At 55.5% G+C, this 14561-nt stretch carries 15 protein-coding genes and 1 pseudogene; 7 read left to right on the forward strand and 9 right to left on the reverse strand.

What is annotated here, in order from left to right; translation table 11 throughout:
• Positions 1 to 69 precede the first annotated feature (69 nt).
• Positions 70 to 1080 (forward strand): annotated as a pseudogene (locus tag H2Z33_RS12360) (DUF3362 domain-containing protein); the annotation flags it as partial.
• Positions 1081 to 1166: 86 nt separating this feature from the next.
• Here H2Z33_RS12360 and dkgA read toward each other — a convergent pair.
• Both dkgA and yqhD read right to left on the reverse strand, forming a co-directional pair.
• Complete coding sequence (dkgA, locus tag H2Z33_RS12365) at positions 1167 to 1994, reverse strand: 2,5-didehydrogluconate reductase DkgA (protein WP_003862493.1); 828 nt, start codon at positions 1992 to 1994, stop codon at positions 1167 to 1169.
• A gap of 105 nt (positions 1995 to 2099) precedes the next feature.
• Entirely contained in the window at positions 2100 to 3263 is a 1164-nt protein-coding gene (yqhD, locus tag H2Z33_RS12370; RefSeq protein WP_032672000.1) for an alcohol dehydrogenase, read from the reverse strand.
• 195 nt (positions 3264 to 3458) lie between these two features.
• On the opposite strand from yqhD, the gene H2Z33_RS12375 reads away from it, so the two are divergent.
• Positions 3459 to 4358, forward strand: a complete 900-nt coding sequence (locus H2Z33_RS12375) for an AraC family transcriptional regulator (RefSeq protein WP_017382749.1) — start codon at positions 3459 to 3461, stop codon at positions 4356 to 4358.
• Between the two features lie 45 nt (positions 4359 to 4403).
• Here the strand turns inward: H2Z33_RS12375 and yghB are convergent, their stop codons facing one another.
• Positions 4404 to 5063, reverse strand: coding sequence for a DedA family general envelope maintenance protein YghB (gene yghB, locus H2Z33_RS12380; RefSeq protein WP_015571869.1), 660 nt, complete (start codon positions 5061 to 5063; stop codon positions 4404 to 4406).
• Positions 5064 to 5205: 142 nt separating this feature from the next.
• A complete protein-coding gene (metC, locus tag H2Z33_RS12385; RefSeq protein WP_015571868.1) occupies positions 5206 to 6393 on the reverse strand; it encodes a cystathionine beta-lyase in 1188 nt (395 codons plus the stop codon).
• A 251-nt stretch (positions 6394 to 6644) separates the two neighbouring features.
• On the opposite strand from metC, the gene exbB reads away from it, so the two are divergent.
• Positions 6645 to 7376 carry a tol-pal system-associated acyl-CoA thioesterase gene (exbB, locus tag H2Z33_RS12390; RefSeq protein ID WP_003862482.1) on the forward strand — a complete coding sequence of 244 codons (732 nt, stop codon included), beginning with the start codon at positions 6645 to 6647 and terminating at the stop codon, positions 7374 to 7376.
• A 4-nt stretch (positions 7377 to 7380) separates the two neighbouring features.
• Positions 7381 to 7806 carry a TonB system transport protein ExbD gene (gene exbD, locus H2Z33_RS12395; RefSeq protein ID WP_001251472.1) on the forward strand — a complete coding sequence of 142 codons (426 nt, stop codon included), beginning with the start codon at positions 7381 to 7383 and terminating at the stop codon, positions 7804 to 7806.
• A gap of 80 nt (positions 7807 to 7886) precedes the next feature.
• On the opposite strand, the gene H2Z33_RS12400 is transcribed toward exbD, so the two are convergent.
• Entirely contained in the window at positions 7887 to 8312 is a 426-nt protein-coding gene (locus H2Z33_RS12400) for a hypothetical protein (RefSeq protein ID WP_017382748.1), read from the reverse strand.
• Position 8313: 1 nt separating this feature from the next.
• Positions 8314 to 8718, reverse strand: coding sequence for a hypothetical protein (locus tag H2Z33_RS12405; protein ID WP_032649523.1), 405 nt, complete (start codon positions 8716 to 8718; stop codon positions 8314 to 8316).
• 103 nt (positions 8719 to 8821) lie between these two features.
• On the opposite strand from H2Z33_RS12405, the gene H2Z33_RS12410 reads away from it, so the two are divergent.
• Both H2Z33_RS12410 and H2Z33_RS12415 read left to right on the forward strand, forming a co-directional pair.
• On the forward strand, positions 8822 to 9325 hold the full coding sequence (locus H2Z33_RS12410; protein ID WP_033487658.1) for an ESA_00282 family adhesion-associated protein: 504 nt from the start codon (positions 8822 to 8824) through the stop codon (positions 9323 to 9325).
• 43 nt (positions 9326 to 9368) lie between these two features.
• Positions 9369 to 9857 carry a TIGR00645 family protein gene (locus H2Z33_RS12415; RefSeq protein WP_006811956.1) on the forward strand — a complete coding sequence of 163 codons (489 nt, stop codon included), beginning with the start codon at positions 9369 to 9371 and terminating at the stop codon, positions 9855 to 9857.
• A gap of 113 nt (positions 9858 to 9970) precedes the next feature.
• On the opposite strand, the gene H2Z33_RS12420 is transcribed toward H2Z33_RS12415, so the two are convergent.
• On the reverse strand, positions 9971 to 11011 hold the full coding sequence (locus tag H2Z33_RS12420) for an aldo/keto reductase (RefSeq protein ID WP_032649519.1): 1041 nt from the start codon (positions 11009 to 11011) through the stop codon (positions 9971 to 9973).
• Positions 11012 to 11162: 151 nt separating this feature from the next.
• Between H2Z33_RS12420 and H2Z33_RS12425 the strand changes: the two genes are divergently transcribed.
• Positions 11163 to 12710, forward strand: a complete 1548-nt coding sequence (locus tag H2Z33_RS12425; protein WP_063134828.1) for a methyl-accepting chemotaxis protein — start codon at positions 11163 to 11165, stop codon at positions 12708 to 12710.
• Here the strand turns inward: H2Z33_RS12425 and fucR are convergent.
• Positions 12700 to 13461 carry an L-fucose operon activator gene (fucR, locus tag H2Z33_RS12430; RefSeq protein WP_063134829.1) on the reverse strand — a complete coding sequence of 254 codons (762 nt, stop codon included), beginning with the start codon at positions 13459 to 13461 and terminating at the stop codon, positions 12700 to 12702. The genes H2Z33_RS12425 and fucR overlap by 11 nt on opposite strands.
• Before the next feature lie 76 nt (positions 13462 to 13537).
• The gene (yghU, locus tag H2Z33_RS12435) at positions 13538 to 14404 is read right to left on the reverse strand and encodes a glutathione-dependent disulfide-bond oxidoreductase (protein WP_003862465.1); all 867 of its coding nucleotides are present in this window, start codon (positions 14402 to 14404) and stop codon (positions 13538 to 13540) included.
• Positions 14405 to 14561: the final 157 nt, after the last annotated feature.

Consider the following 14561-nt stretch of genomic DNA (forward strand, 5'->3'; position numbering starts at 1 on the left):
TTAGAAAAATGAAATCTTTCAATTCATTGATTTTAAACGCAAAAAAATTTCTAAATGATCAGAATTATAGGGTGCTCGCTCTGTTCGATCACCGAACATGAAGGCCGTATTATTCAGAGCCGTTCCGAAGAGTCGATTGTTAACGAGATCGAAGCGATTCGCGACACGGTGCCGGGCTTTACCGGCGTGATCTCCGATCTGGGTGGTCCAACGGCCAACATGTACATGCTGCGCTGTAAATCGCCGCGCGCCGAGCAGACCTGCCGTCGTCTCTCCTGCGTCTATCCGAGCATTTGCGAGCATATGGACACCAACCACGAGCCGACTATCAATCTTTACCGTCGCGCCCGTGACCTGAAAGGCATCAAGAAGATCCTGATCGCCTCCGGCGTGCGTTACGACATTGCGGTGGAAGATCCGCGCTACATCAAAGAGCTGGCGACGCACCACGTTGGCGGTTATCTGAAGATCGCCCCGGAGCACACCGAAGAAGGCCCGCTGTCCAAAATGATGAAGCCAGGCATGGGCAGCTATGACCGCTTTAAACAGCTGTTTGATACCTATTCAAAACAGGCGGGGAAAGAGCAGTATCTGATCCCATACTTCATCTCCGCACACCCCGGCACCCGTGATGAAGACATGGTGAATCTGGCGCTGTGGCTGAAGCAGCGTCGATTCCGTCTGGATCAGGTGCAGAACTTCTACCCGTCGCCGCTCGCCAACTCGACGACCATGTATTACACCGGCAAAAACCCGCTGAGTAAGATTGGTTATAAGAGCGAAGACGTGGTGGTGCCGAAAGGGGATAAACAGCGCCGTCTGCATAAAGCGCTGCTGCGCTATCACGATCCGAAAAACTGGCCGCTGATCCGTCAGGCGCTGGAAGATATGGGGAAAAAGCACCTGATCGGCTCGCGTCGTGATTGCCTGGTGCCAGCGCCAACGCTGGAAGAGATGCGCGAAGCGCGCCGCCAGAACCGCAACACGCGCCCGGCGCTGACCAAGCACACGCCTATTGCGCATCAGCGTTCGAACGGTGTTGCGGGAACGAAGAAGAACGTAAAACGTAAGACCGGTTAAACCTGTAACAATGCCCGGTGGCGCTGCGCTTACCGGGCCTACAGGTCTAACCCTCTCCCCTCCGGGGAGAGGGCAGGGTGAGAGGATCACCCGCCAAACTGATCCGGGTCCGGCCCAAGCCGTTTGCCCTGATCCAGCTTCGCAATTTCACCCAGCTCGTCTTTATCCAGGCGGAAATCCCAGACGTCGAAGTTCTCGGCGATACGCGATGGCGTGACCGATTTCGGGATCACCACCAGACCGCTATCCAGATGCCAGCGAATGACGATCTGCGCCGGGGTTTTACCGTACTTATCCGCCAGTTCACGGATGATTTTCTGGTCAAACACCCCTTCGCCGCCCTGGGCCAACGGGCTCCAGGATTCGGTCTGGATCTTGTGCGTGGCGTTCCATGAATGAAGCTGGCGCTGCTGCATCAGCGGGTGCAGCTCAATCTGGTTAATTACCGGCGCGACGCCCGTTTCATCAATCAGGCGTTGCAGATGATGAACCTGGAAATTACAGACGCCGATGCTTTTTATCAGCCCCTCTTTTTGCAGTTCAATCATCCCTTTCCAGGCATCAACGTAATGGTCGATAGCCGGTACCGGCCAGTGCATGAGATAAAGATCGACGAAATCGAGCTGGAGTTTCTCCAGACTCTCCTGCAACGCTTCGCGGGGACGCTTTTGATCGTCGTTCCACAGCTTGGTGGTGATGAAAAGCTCATCCCGGGGAACGCCGGCGCTGGCAAGCGCTTTCCCCACGCCGTCCTCGTTTTTATAGGCGGCGGCGGTATCGATGGACCGATAGCCGACTTCCAGGGCTTTATGAATGGCGGAGACGACCTCGTCGTTACCGGCTTTCCATACACCTAGCCCCAGCTGGGGCATCACGTTGCCGTCCTGTAGCTTGATTACGGTTTGGTTTGCCATTTTTCCTCCTTCAGGTGCTCATCGCCGGAGGGAACCTCCGACGATGTGATGTGCATTAAGTCTGGACGAAATGTCAAAAAACGAAAGTCAGGATCCTAAAAACGCTTAGCGTGCCGCTTCGTAAATACGACGGCTGACGTCCAGGGTGATGTCGCCATGCTCGCCGATCTGCGTCATACCGTGTGCTTCCAGTTTCGCCAGCAGGGCAGGGATGGAACTGCCGTCCAGGCCATAGCCAGAGAGACGCGTTGGCACGCCCAGGCTTTCAAAGAAGTGACGGGTGGCTTCAATCGCGGCATCGATACGCGCATCGTCGGAACCGTCGGTGATGTTCCACACGCGTTCGGCGTACTGGAGCAGTTTGGCGCGTTTAGCGTCACGTTTTTCGTTCCACAGCGCAGGCAGAACCACCGCCAGCGTCTGGGCGTGATCCAGGCCGTGCATCGCCGTCAGCTCGTGGCCGAGCATATGGGTAGCCCAGTCCTGCGGCACGCCTGCGCCGATCAGGCCGTTCAGCGCCTGGGTGGCAGCCCACATCACGTTGGCACGCACGTCGTAATTTTCAGGCTCTTTCAGCGCTTTTGGACCTTCTTCAATCAGCGTCAGCAGAATGCCTTCCGCGAAACGATCCTGAATTTTGGCGTTTACCGGGTAAGTAACGTACTGCTCAACGGTGTGAACAAAGGCGTCGACCACGCCGTTCGCCACCTGACGCGCAGGCAGGGTATAGGTGTAAACCGGATCGAGGATCGCGAACACGGGCTGAACGTGTTCGTTCATAAAGGCCTGCTTGTCACCGGTGGTTTTACGAGAGATGACCGCGCCTTTGTTGGACTCTGATCCGGTGGCCGGCAGCGTCAGCACGGAGCCCATCGGGATCGCACTGCTGATGTCGCTGCCGCCCGTTTCCAGAATATGCCACGGGTCGATGTCGTCAGCGTAATGGGCCGCCGCCGCGATGAATTTGGTGCCGTCCAGCACGGAGCCGCCGCCCACCGCCAGCAGGAAGGTGATTTGCTCATCACGGGCGATTTTCACCGCGTTCATCAGCGTTTCATAAGACGGGTTAGGCTCGATACCGCCGAACTCGCGCACGTCCAGACCTTCCAGAGCGCTGTACACCTGATCCAGTACGCCGGTTTTTTTCACGCTGCCGCCGCCGTAGGTAATCAGGACGCGGGCGTCAGCGGGGATTTGCGCGCGCAGGTCGGCGATGGCGTCTTTACCAAACAGAATGCGGGTTGGGGTATGAAGATTAAAGTTGTTCATGGCTTGTTCCCTGTAGTGGGTAAAAAATCGTGGTGGCGCAGAAGGCAACCTGATGCTGCTCATTGTGGCGGGCAGGCGCTATCCTCTCAATGCACATTCCTGCCGATGTCTTGCCCATTTCTACAGCGCGCTGGAGAAACGGTAAGAAAATGCGCACACTGTCAGCGTCGGAAACCGTACCCGGAGTAACTGAAAATGAACCGTGATGCCATCTGCCGCCAGCTAACGTCGCAGATTAAAAGACTGATAGATAACGGAAATGATTCGGCTGAGCTGTTGCCGGATATCCGATTGCTGTACGGTACCCAGCCCGGGACGCGCACCCCGGTGATGTATCAGCCCGGCATCGTGTTTCTCTTTTCTGGCCATAAGATTGGCTATATCAATGAGCGCGTGTTCCGTTACGACACCAATGAATATTTGCTTCTGACAGTACCTTTACCCTTCGAATGTGAAACTTTCGCGACAGAGGAGGTACCGCTGGCCGGGATCCGCGTCAACGTCGACATCCTCCAGTTGCAGGAGCTGCTGATGGAGATTGGGGAGGACGAACTTTTCCGGCCGTCAATGGCGGCAAGCGGTATCAACTCCGCGACCCTGTCGGAGGAAATTCTCTGCGCGATTGAACGCCTGTTAGACGTGATGGAAAGGCCGCTGGATGCGCGTATTCTCGGAAAACAGATTATCCGCGAAATTCTTTACCATGTGCTGCTGGGACCGGGCGGCGGGGCGCTGCTGGCGCTGGTAAGCCGGCAAACGCACTTCAGCCTGATTAGCCGCGTGCTGAAGCGCATCGAGAGCCAGTACACGGAAAACCTCAGTGTTGACCAGCTGGCGGCGGAAGCCAATATGAGCGTCTCGGCGTTTCACCATAACTTTAAATCTGTCACCAGCACGTCGCCGTTGCAGTACCTCAAAACCTACCGTCTGCATAAGGCGCGGATGCTGATGATCCACGATGGCATGAAGGCCAGCGCCGCGGCGATGCGGGTCGGGTATGAAAGCGCGTCGCAGTTTAGTCGGGAGTTTAAGCGCTACTTCGGCGTCACGCCGGGGGAAGATGCGTCACGTATAAGAACCATGCAGGGAGCCTGAGGGGAAACGGAGGCCGGGTAAGCGGTAGCGCCACCCGGCTTTTATTTATGCGCTGCAATACTTTTTCTTAATCACCACCGCAATGGTACCCACCAGCCCTGCAACCAGCAGGAAAATCGGCAGGATCATCAGGAAGGTCATCACCTGGTCTTCATGGCGCTTAACAAAGGGGATCATATTCAGCGCGTAGCCGAGCGTGGTGACCACGCCTACCCAGAGCAGGGCGCTCAGCCAGTTGAAGAACTGGAAGCGGCGGTTAGAGAGGCCTGAAATACCCGCCATGGTAGGCAACAGGGTACGAACAAACGCCAGAAAACGCCCGGCAAGTAACGCCAGCAGGCCGTGACGGTCAAACATGCAGGTCGCGCGCTGGTGATATTTATGCGGCAGCTGCGCCAGCCAGCCTTTCACCACGCGAGTGTTTCCAAGCCAGCGCCCTTGCAGGTAGCTCAGCCAACAGCCGAGACTGGCCGCAGAGGTGAGGATCACCATTGTCGGTGCGAAGTCCATCACGCCCTTGCCGATTAACGCCCCTGCGAGCAGGAGCAGGCTGTCACCGGGTAAAAATGAGGCTGGCAGTAATCCATTTTCCAGAAACAGCGTCGCGAACATCACGAAATAGACAATCCCGACGACATGCGGGTCCGCCAGCGCGGCAAAATCGTGTTGCCAGAGCGCCGTGATGATATTTTGAATAACAGCCATGGACTTTCCTGTGGAACAGCAGATATAACGCTATTGTACTCCCAATTTTGCCTGTCGGGGTTGATCGCAGGCGCATCTCATACAGACTTTTCTGCTTGCGGTGTTCAGAATAGCGTCCGGGGAGTACATTTCAGCCAGCACTTTACACGATGCGCTCAAATCCTGCCGATAAATCCGCAATTAAATCGTCCACATTTTCCAGCCCAATATGCAGGCGGATTAAGGTCCCCTCGAAGTCCACCTCGCCGCCCGGGCGCAGGGCCGCAATCTGCTCCGGCTGGTTGGGCAGGATCAGCGATTCAAACCCACCCCATGAATAGGCCATGCTGAAGAGGGTAAAGTTATCCAGATAGCTTGCCAGTTCGGCGTCATTCAGGCGCTTTTTAAGAACAAATGAGAACAACCCGCTGCTGCCCGTAAAGTCACGTTGCCAGTATTCGTGGCCCTTGCTGCCCGGCAGCGCCGGATGGTTAACGCGCTCCACCTGCGGATGCAGCGCCAGCCACTGTGCAATTTGCAGGCTGCTTTCGTGATGCTGACGCAAACGCACGCCGAGCGTACGGATGCCCCGGCTGGTCATGTAGGCGGTATCGGCATCCACCATCTGGCCCATCAGGTAGGCGTTTTCACGCAATTGATCCCAGCAGCGGGCGTTAGACACCGCCGTACCGATCATGCCGTCGGAATGGCCAATCAGGTATTTGGTCGCCGCCTGAATGGAGATATCGATGTCAAATTCCAGGGCTTTAAACAGCACACCTGCCGCCCAGGTGTTGTCGATCATGATGATCGCTTCCGGCGCTATGCTGCGCACCGCCTTCACGATGGCCGGGACGTCATGCACTTCCATGGTGATGGAGCCGGGAGATTCCAGGAACACAACGCGCGTGTTGGGCTGAATAAGCGCGGCAATACCGGCCCCAATCAGCGGATCGAACCAGCTGGTGGTGACGCCGAGCTTGCTGAGTATTTTGGTGCAGAAGTCCTGGCTTGGCTCGTAGGCGGTATTGGTCATCAGGACGTGGTCACCCTGTTCCACAAACGCCAGAATGGTATTGGCGACCGCCGCCGCGCCGCACGGGAACAGCGCGCAGCCCGCGCCGCCCTCCAGTTCGCACATGGCTTCCTGCAACGAGAAATGGGTTAACGTGCCACGACGACCGTAAAACAGCCCGCCCTTCGCGCGATTACGCGTAGCGATTTTTTTATCTTCAACGGTATCAAACACCAGCGAGGAGGCGCGCTGGATCACGCTGTTGACCGAGCCCTGCGTGTATTTTTTACTGCGTCCTGCCTGCACCAGCGTGGTCTCAAGCTGCTTTTTAGTCATGTTCGCTAACCCTTTTTTTATACGTCTGGACGTCCAGACTACCACGATTGTCAGAATGTGCATCCGGATGCTTATCGAATAAGCAGAAAATATTATCAAAAATTCGCATAAGAAATTTTTACTGCGTAAGCGCAAGGAAAGTGAGCGAAAATTACGGCACTATGTAAATACTAATGAGAACTACTATCAATTCGACGACGTTTTGATATTATTACGTTCAGATTTTGTGATTTGCGTCCTGGAGATACAGAGTGGGTAATAATTTGATGCAGACGGATCTCTCCGTTTGGGGCATGTATCAACATGCTGACATCGTAGTTAAGATTGTGATGATCGGCCTGATTCTGGCGTCCGTGATCACCTGGGCTATCTTCTTCAGCAAGAGCGCCGAACTTCTTTCACAAAAACGCCGCCTCAAGCGTGAGCAGAAGCAGCTGGCGGAAGCCCGCTCTCTGGATCAGGCTTCTGATATCACCTCATCCTTCCATGCGAAAAGCCTGACTACCCTGTTAGTGAACGAAGCGCAGAACGAGCTGGAACTCTCCGCAGGCAGTGAAGATAACGAAGGCATTAAAGAGCGTACCGGCTTCCGTCTGGAGCGTCGCGTTGCGGCCGTGGGTCGTCATATGGGCCGCGGTAACGGCTACCTGGCGACTATCGGCGCCATCTCCCCGTTCGTCGGCCTGTTCGGTACCGTCTGGGGCATCATGAACAGCTTTATCGGTATCGCCCAGACGCAGACCACTAACCTTGCGGTCGTCGCGCCGGGTATCGCAGAAGCGCTGCTGGCCACGGCTATCGGTCTGGTTGCCGCTATCCCGGCGGTTGTTATCTATAACATCTTCGCGCGCATGATTGGCAGTTACAAAGCCACACTGGGTGACGTTGCCGCGCAGGTTCTGCTGCTGCAAAGCCGCGATCTGGACCTGAACGCCAGCGCCGTTAAACCGGTACATGCGGCGTCCAAACTGCGCGTAGGTTGATTGTATGGCAATGCGTCTTAATGAAAATCTGGACGATAACGGTGAAATGCATGAGATCAACGTGACGCCGTTTATCGACGTCATGCTGGTTCTGCTGATTATCTTTATGGTTGCCGCACCGCTGGCGACGGTGGACGTGAAGGTGAATCTGCCTGCGTCCTCCAGCCAGCCGCAGCCGCGTCCGGAAAAACCTATCTACCTGTCCGTGAAGGCCGATAAGTCCATGTTCCTGGGCAACGACCCGGTGACGGATGCCTCGGTTATTCCGGCGCTGGACCAGCTGACCGGCGGCAAGAAAGACACCACCGTCTTCTTCCGCGCGGATAAAACCGTCGATTATGAAACCATGATGAAGGTAATGGACACGCTGCATCAGGCGGGATACCTGAAGATTGGTCTGGTCGGCGAAGAGAAAGCGGCCGCGAAGTAAAACGAAGGCTTTTGCAGCCTTCCCTGCCGGGTGGCGGCGTCGCCTTACCCGGCCTGCATTCCGCAACAATCATTGTTGACTCACACTGAAGGCGCCGTCGGCGCCTCTTCATCAAGCGCTACACAGGTCACGTTTGAAGTTCGGTAATGACCTTCCGAGAGTTTACGGGTCAGGCGCAGGGTGGCTGTCTCGCGTGCCAGCAGGTACTGATAGTTCGCCTCCAGTCGCCCGAGGATCTTCTCTTTAAGCTCAGGGCGCTGTTCAATAATGGCGTTCATCACCGCGCCGTAAATCTCCTCCTTGGCCTGCAAGGCGTAAATCTCCCGACGGTTCTGCCATTTCAGACGCACCAGCGTGGCCGGAATCGAAACCAAATCCTGCGTAATTCGCGTCATCTCGTCATTTTTTATCTTTTTCAGGGCGTCGAGATTCTGCTTTAAGATAAATTCATCGCTTTTCTTATCATCTAAAGTCAAATAAACGTTATTACCGCTGTCATCATTCACGTTAATCTTCCCCCAGGTTATAAAAAATGGGATTGTTTTTTTCACGCGTAATTAAATTAAGCCAAATTTCATTGCCGGCCTCATTTATTTGCTGCGTTTTCTCGGTCATTATTTGACTTAGCGTCTGGGCATCTATTTCCCCTTCGGCCTGTAAATCATTTAGTAGATGAACTAAGGCTTCAATCTTGATGGCGCGAAATAAACGCTCTTTTAAATGGCGATCGTGCTCTTCGAGCACCATATTACGGGATTTGCCGGTGCGTGAAACACCAATTAATATGTCGGCTTCATAGTCGGAGAGTTTTCTTTTTCCTTGAGTGAAATTCGCCTCTTTATCTGCTTCCGTCGAAGGCTGTTCCACAGGCGTAATGTGGTACTTTGCCGGGACAAGATTGTCGGGCAGCATTTTAATTTCCTTTAATTTCAAAAAAGGTGGGGGTGGAAAAAGGGTGAGATTCGTTGACAATAACATGAGGCAATTTTAAAATCAAAAAAAATGGAGCCTACCCATGAACAGCATTTTCTTTACGGTCATAACGTTACTATTACTGACCGCTGGCGTGCTTTTATTGATGCAAGAGTTAAATAAACCGAAAGCGTCAAAAGACGTCAGTGAACCGCCGCAGCCTGAATTGATGTCGAAAGAGGAGGGGGAAGATCATTTCTCCGTATTGATGAACGCCGTGACGCCGGTCTGGTACTGGCGGGTAAATCACGAATATATCGATTTTCTCCATGCGACAATTAAGCGAATGAAAATGGCTGAAATTAATGATACGCCCGGCCTGTTCGACGCGCAGCGCCGTTGTAGCGACCTTAATTCGGCGGTTTATAAATATTACGACAATATCAAAAAGCGCTGTCTGAATGGCGAGAAGGTGTCGTACTCCGATTTAGACGTATTAAATCTGCGCCAGTGTTTTCGCGAGTTTAGCCTGGAAGCCTACCCGGAACTGGTCGCGCTGGTCTGGCCGGAGTATGCGCGTCCGGATGTGGATCCCAACGAGGTATAGTTGAGATATACTGAGTGCTGGTTTCGTTTGCAGACAGGATTTTATGGAACGCTTCTTTGAAAACGCAATGTATGCCTCTCGCTGGCTGCTCGCACCCGTCTATTTTGGTCTCTCCCTGGCGCTGGTCGCCCTGACGATCAAGTTCTTCCAGGAGATATTTCATGTCCTGCCAAACATTTTCTCCGTGGCAGAAGCCGATTTGATTCTGGTTCTGCTGTCGCTGGTGGATATGACGCTGGTGGGGGGATTACTGGTGATGGTGATGTTCTCCGGTTATGAGAATTTCGTCTCTCAGCTTGATATCGCCGAGCACAAAGAAAAGCTCAACTGGCTGGGGAAAATGGATGCCTCATCGCTGAAGAATAAAGTCGCGGCGTCGATTGTGGCGATTTCGTCTATACACCTGTTACGCGTCTTTATGGACGCGAAAAACGTCCCGGATAATAAGCTGATGTGGTATGTGATTATCCACCTGACGTTTGTGCTGTCGGCGTTTGTGATGGGGTATCTGGATAAGATCAGTAAGAAATAAATCCACCATGCCCCTCACCCTGCCCTCTCCCCAGAGGGGAGAGGGTGTTCAAGTTCCCTCTCCCCTCTGGGGAGAGGGTTAGGGTGAGGGGCGAAAGTATCGGACCGCACTATTTATTTATCCGACGACGCCTGCCACAAATTCAGCTCACCATCCGCAACGTGCTGGTCAATCCGCGTCAGTTCATCTTCGCTAAAGCGCAGGTTATTCAGCGCCTGAACGTTCTCTTCCAGCTGCTCCGGGCGGCTCGCGCCAATCAGCACCGACGTTACACGCTCATCTTTCAACAGCCAGCTTAGCGCCATCTGCGCCATCGTCTGCCCGCGCGCGTGCGCCATCTCGTTCAGCAAACGAAGGCTGCTCAGGTTGGCTTCCGTCAGCATTTTCTCCGTCAGGCCGCGCACTTTTTTCCCTTCGCGTTGCATACGTGAACCGTCCGGAATACCGTTCAGGTATTTTCCGGTGAGCAGGCCCTGTGCCAGCGGGGTAAAGGCGATACAGCCCGTTCCGTTTTTCTCCAGCGCGTCCAGCAGGCCGGTCTTGTCGACCCAGCGGTTAAGCAGGTTGTAAGACGGCTGGTGGATCAAAAGCGGGATCTTCCACTCGCGCAGCAATTCGGCCATTACCGCCGTGCGTTCCGTGGAGTAGGACGAAATGCCGACGTACAGCGCTTTTCCGCTCTGCACCGCGTGCGCCAGCGCGGAGGCGGTCTCTTCCATCGGCGTGTTTTCGTCTACGCGGTGAGAATAGAAAATATCCACATACTCCACACCCATGCGTTTCAGGCTCTGGTCGAGGCTGGCGAGCAGGTATTTACGTGAACCGCCCGAACCATACGGCCCTGGCCACATGTCGTAGCCCGCTTTGGTGGAGATGATCAGCTCGTCACGATACCCGGCAAAATCCTCCCGCAGCAGACGGCCAAAATTCTCTTCAGCGCTGCCTGGTGGGGGGCCGTAGTTGTTGGCAAGGTCAAAGTGGGTAATACCGAGATCGAAGGCCTTACGCAGCAGCGCGCGCTGGGAATCGAGCGGCTGAACGTGACCGAAGCTGTGCCACAGGCCCAGCGACAGTGCCGGTAAGCGCAGGCCGCTTTTGCCGCAGTATCGGTACTGCATGTTTTCGTATCGGCCGGTGTAAGGGTGCCAGGACATGATGTCTCCTTTCTTGTCGGTGAATTTTCGAAACAACGTTTTCATTCTATGCCGACTCGATAACAAAAAAGTATATTTTCTGCAGTATCTGCCGATAAAGAGGGTAGTACTCGCCTCTGGGCGAATTCACCCTCACGGCAAGGAATACTCAATGAAGATGCTTCGTAATTTCACCATCCGTTTCGTCATGCTGACGATACTGGGGATCTTTTGTGTCATGTGGGCAGGCGTGGGGCTTTACAGCACCTGGTCTCTGTCTCGTGTTTCTGATGGTAATGATGTTGACCGCCAGCTGGTCCGGCAAATGACGGTGCTGAGCCAGGGCAACGATCAGTATTTCCGTTTCGTCACCCGCCTGAGCCGGGCGATGGAAGTTAAAGCGGCGGGCGGCACGCCGGACCTGGCTCCTGCTCAGCAGGCGCTGGATAACATGAGTAAAAAGCTGGCAGAGATGAAAGCTATCTCTCCGGGCCCGATGGATGAAAAGGTGTCTGCGCAGGTGATTTCCACCTGGCAGGCGCTGCTCGATCGGGGCGTGACGCCGCAGATGGCGCAGGCGAAGCAGGAGACGCTCGAAGGCTATCGTCAGCATGCCAACAACGTCACGCCGCCGCTAAGCCGTGCATTCGGGGCAGCGGCTGAGAACTTTAACAACACCGCGGCGAAGGCGCTCGACAGCACGCGCGTGGTGGTCGACGGCCTCACCAGCATGACCCGGACGGTGATTATCACCGCCACGATCGTGGGTCTGTTGATCCTGCTGTTCACCGACCGCTACCTGGTGGCGATACTGGTAAAACCGCTGGATCGTATCCGTCAGCAGTTCCGCCAGATTGCGCAGGGCGATCTCAGCCAGCCGATTGAATCCTTTGGCCGCAACTGCGTGGGGCAACTGGTGCCGCTGCTGAGCGCCATGCAGGACAGCCTGCGGGAAGCGGTCAGCACGATTCGTTCCGGCAGTGAGAATATCTGGCGCGGGGCAACGGAGATCTCCAGCGGGAATAACGATCTCTCTTCGCGTACCGAAGAGCAGGCCGCCGCGCTGGAAGAGACCGCGGCCAGCATGGAGCAGCTAACCGCAACGGTGAAGCTGAACGCCGAAAGTGCGCGCCAGGCCAGCCAGCTTGCGGATGTCGCCTCCAGTACGGCCAGCCGCGGCGGCTCGCTGGTGGAAGATGTGGTCACAACCATGAGCGGCATTTCGGACAGCTCGAAAAAAATCGCTGAAATCACTACCGTCATCAACAGCATCGCCTTCCAGACCAATATTCTGGCGCTGAACGCCGCGGTGGAAGCGGCCCGGGCCGGGGAGCAGGGGCGGGGCTTTGCGGTCGTGGCGGGTGAGGTGCGTAATCTGGCCAGCCGCAGCGCGAATGCGGCAAAAGAGATCGAAGGGCTGATTGCAGATTCCGTTGCCCGCGTGGAGCATGGGGCGCAGCTGGTGAACGATACCGGCACCACGATGGAAGCGATCCTGCGCGACGTGACGGAAGTGACCGTCATTATGAAGCAGATCGCCACCGCGTCAGAGGAGCAGAGCAAAGGTATTTCTCAGGTCGGCGTTGCCATCACGCAGATGGACGGCGTGACCCAGCAGAACGCCTCGCTGGTGGAGCAGGTTTCCGCCGCCGCCGCCGCACTTGAACGGCAGACCGAAGAACTCCAGCGCTCAGTGCAGAAATTCCGTCTCACCGCGTAACCTCTCGTGTCAGGCCGTCTCTGGCGGCCTGACGTTTATCGCTCTGAATAATCTGTGTCACCTGCGACAGCTGACCAATTTTCACTTCACTTGCCCGCATAAATTTACTTTTGTCGATCAGCAGCAGCGACTGGCTGGCGCGGTTTAACAGCAGCGCCTTAAAGCCCGCGTTGTGCTCGGACGGATCCCAAAGGACGCCACGCTCATCGACCCCTTCACACGAGAAGATGAACAGATCGATCTCCAGCCCTTTTAGCTGCGTCACCAGCGCCGCGTTAACATAGCAGCGATACTTACGCTCAAGCGTTCCGCCGGAGCAGATAAGCGTGATCCGCTCGCGCTTTGCCATCTCGTGGCAGATAGGCAGACTGTTGGTAAATACGGTGAGGTTGATGTCCGGCAACTGGCGCGCCAGATGAAAGCAGGTTGAGCTGGCGTCGAGGGCGATGGTCATCCCTTCGCTGATCCAGCCCAGCGCGTGGCGGGCAATATCGGCTTTGTCGGCATAATGGCTTTTCAGGCGTGCGCCAAAGGGTTCACCGCTGTCGCGGCTGTCCGGATGAATCAGACGCGCGCGCCCGTGCTGGCGCAGAAGCTTCCCCTGCTGCTGCAACGACTTCAGATCCCGGCGGATGGTCTCTTTGCTGACGGAGAGCTTTTCAGCCAGCACATCGGTAGTCAGCCAGTCGCTTTTACTCAGCAAGGTGATAAGACTCTGCTGTCGGGTCGCTTTTAGCGTCTGGTCTGACATACGAGGCTCCTTGCGCACGCGTGCTGACGCATTTTTCTCATCGCGGAAGAAGGGCGGCGAACCGCCCGGTCATGGATCAACCCTGACGTTTATCTTCCGTCTGGGTATCGAAGTCGCTTGCTGAATGACGCTCATGTAACTGCTCGTTCAGCTCGCCGTTGGTACGGTTAACAATGCGCCCGCGTTTAACAGCCGGACGATTCGCCACATCTTTTGCCCAGCGCTGCACGTTGGTGTACTTCCCGGCATCCAGGAACTCGGCGGCGTTATACACGCTGCCCAGCGCCACGCAGCCAAACCATGGCCAGACTGCCATATCCGCAATGGTATATTCCTCACCCGCTACGTAACGACCGCGCGCCAGCTGTTTGTCCAGCACGTCGAACAGGCGTTTAGCTTCCATGGTGAAGCGATCGATAGCGTACTCAATCTTCACTGGTGCGTAGTTATAGAAGTGGCCAAAACCGCCGCCGAGGAACGGGGCCGCGCCCTGTAACCAGAACAGCCAGTTCAGGGTTTCCGTTCGTCCTGCCGGATCTTTTGGCAGGAAGTGACCAAATTTCTCGGCCAGGTAGAGCAGGATATTGCCGGATTCAAAGACGCGCGTCGGCGGGGTGGTGGAGTGGTCACGCAGGGCCGGGATCTTCGAGTTCGGGTTCACGTCGACAAAACCGCTGGAGAACTGATCGCCCTCACCAATGCGGATTAACCATGCGTCGTATTCCGCGCCCGTCACGCCCAGCGCCAGCAGCTCTTCCAGCATGATGGTAACTTTCTGTCCATTCGGCGTACCGAGAGAGTACAGCTGGAGCGGGTGCGCGCCCACAGGTAGCTCTTTCTCGTGCGTCGCGCCCGAGACGGGACGGTTGATATTGGCGAACGCGCCGCCGTTATTCTGTTTCCATTCCCACACTTTCGGTGGCTGATAGGTGTTATCTGACATGTTGGCCTGCCTTTTTGGTGTTGTGTTGAGGCAGTGTAGCAGGAGATGCAGGAACCGTTTAACGATGCGAGCGTAATGGGCAGGGCGGGTGTATGATAACGCCACCTCTGTCAGTTAATTACAACGTGCAGACGACGACAACCCCACAAAAAAATTG

Origin of the sequence: Enterobacter sp. YSU (assembly GCF_016082135.1) — a bacterium.
In the GTDB taxonomy this organism is placed as follows: domain Bacteria; phylum Pseudomonadota; class Gammaproteobacteria; order Enterobacterales; family Enterobacteriaceae; genus Enterobacter; species Enterobacter hormaechei_C.

Excerpts from the sequence above, each read along its gene's own strand:
- exbD (WP_001251472.1), top strand. The coding sequence starts at position 7,381 with ATGGCAATGCGTCTTAATGAAAATCTGGACGATAACGGTGAAATGCAT.
- yqhD (WP_032672000.1), bottom strand. The coding sequence starts at position 3,263 with ATGAACAACTTTAATCTTCATACCCCAACCCGCATTCTGTTTGGTAAA.
- H2Z33_RS12410 (WP_033487658.1), top strand. The coding sequence starts at position 8,822 with ATGAACAGCATTTTCTTTACGGTCATAACGTTACTATTACTGACCGCT.
- H2Z33_RS12415 (WP_006811956.1), top strand. The coding sequence starts at position 9,369 with ATGGAACGCTTCTTTGAAAACGCAATGTATGCCTCTCGCTGGCTGCTC.
- H2Z33_RS12425 (WP_063134828.1), top strand. The coding sequence starts at position 11,163 with ATGAAGATGCTTCGTAATTTCACCATCCGTTTCGTCATGCTGACGATA.
- H2Z33_RS12375 (WP_017382749.1), top strand. The coding sequence starts at position 3,459 with ATGAACCGTGATGCCATCTGCCGCCAGCTAACGTCGCAGATTAAAAGA.
- yghB (WP_015571869.1), bottom strand. The coding sequence starts at position 5,063 with ATGGCTGTTATTCAAAATATCATCACGGCGCTCTGGCAACACGATTTT.
- H2Z33_RS12420 (WP_032649519.1), bottom strand. The coding sequence starts at position 11,011 with ATGTCCTGGCACCCTTACACCGGCCGATACGAAAACATGCAGTACCGA.
- metC (WP_015571868.1), bottom strand. The coding sequence starts at position 6,393 with ATGACTAAAAAGCAGCTTGAGACCACGCTGGTGCAGGCAGGACGCAGT.
- dkgA (WP_003862493.1), bottom strand. The coding sequence starts at position 1,994 with ATGGCAAACCAAACCGTAATCAAGCTACAGGACGGCAACGTGATGCCC.
- yghU (WP_003862465.1), bottom strand. The coding sequence starts at position 14,404 with ATGTCAGATAACACCTATCAGCCACCGAAAGTGTGGGAATGGAAACAG.
- H2Z33_RS12405 (WP_032649523.1), bottom strand. The coding sequence starts at position 8,718 with ATGCTGCCCGACAATCTTGTCCCGGCAAAGTACCACATTACGCCTGTG.
- fucR (WP_063134829.1), bottom strand. The coding sequence starts at position 13,461 with ATGTCAGACCAGACGCTAAAAGCGACCCGACAGCAGAGTCTTATCACC.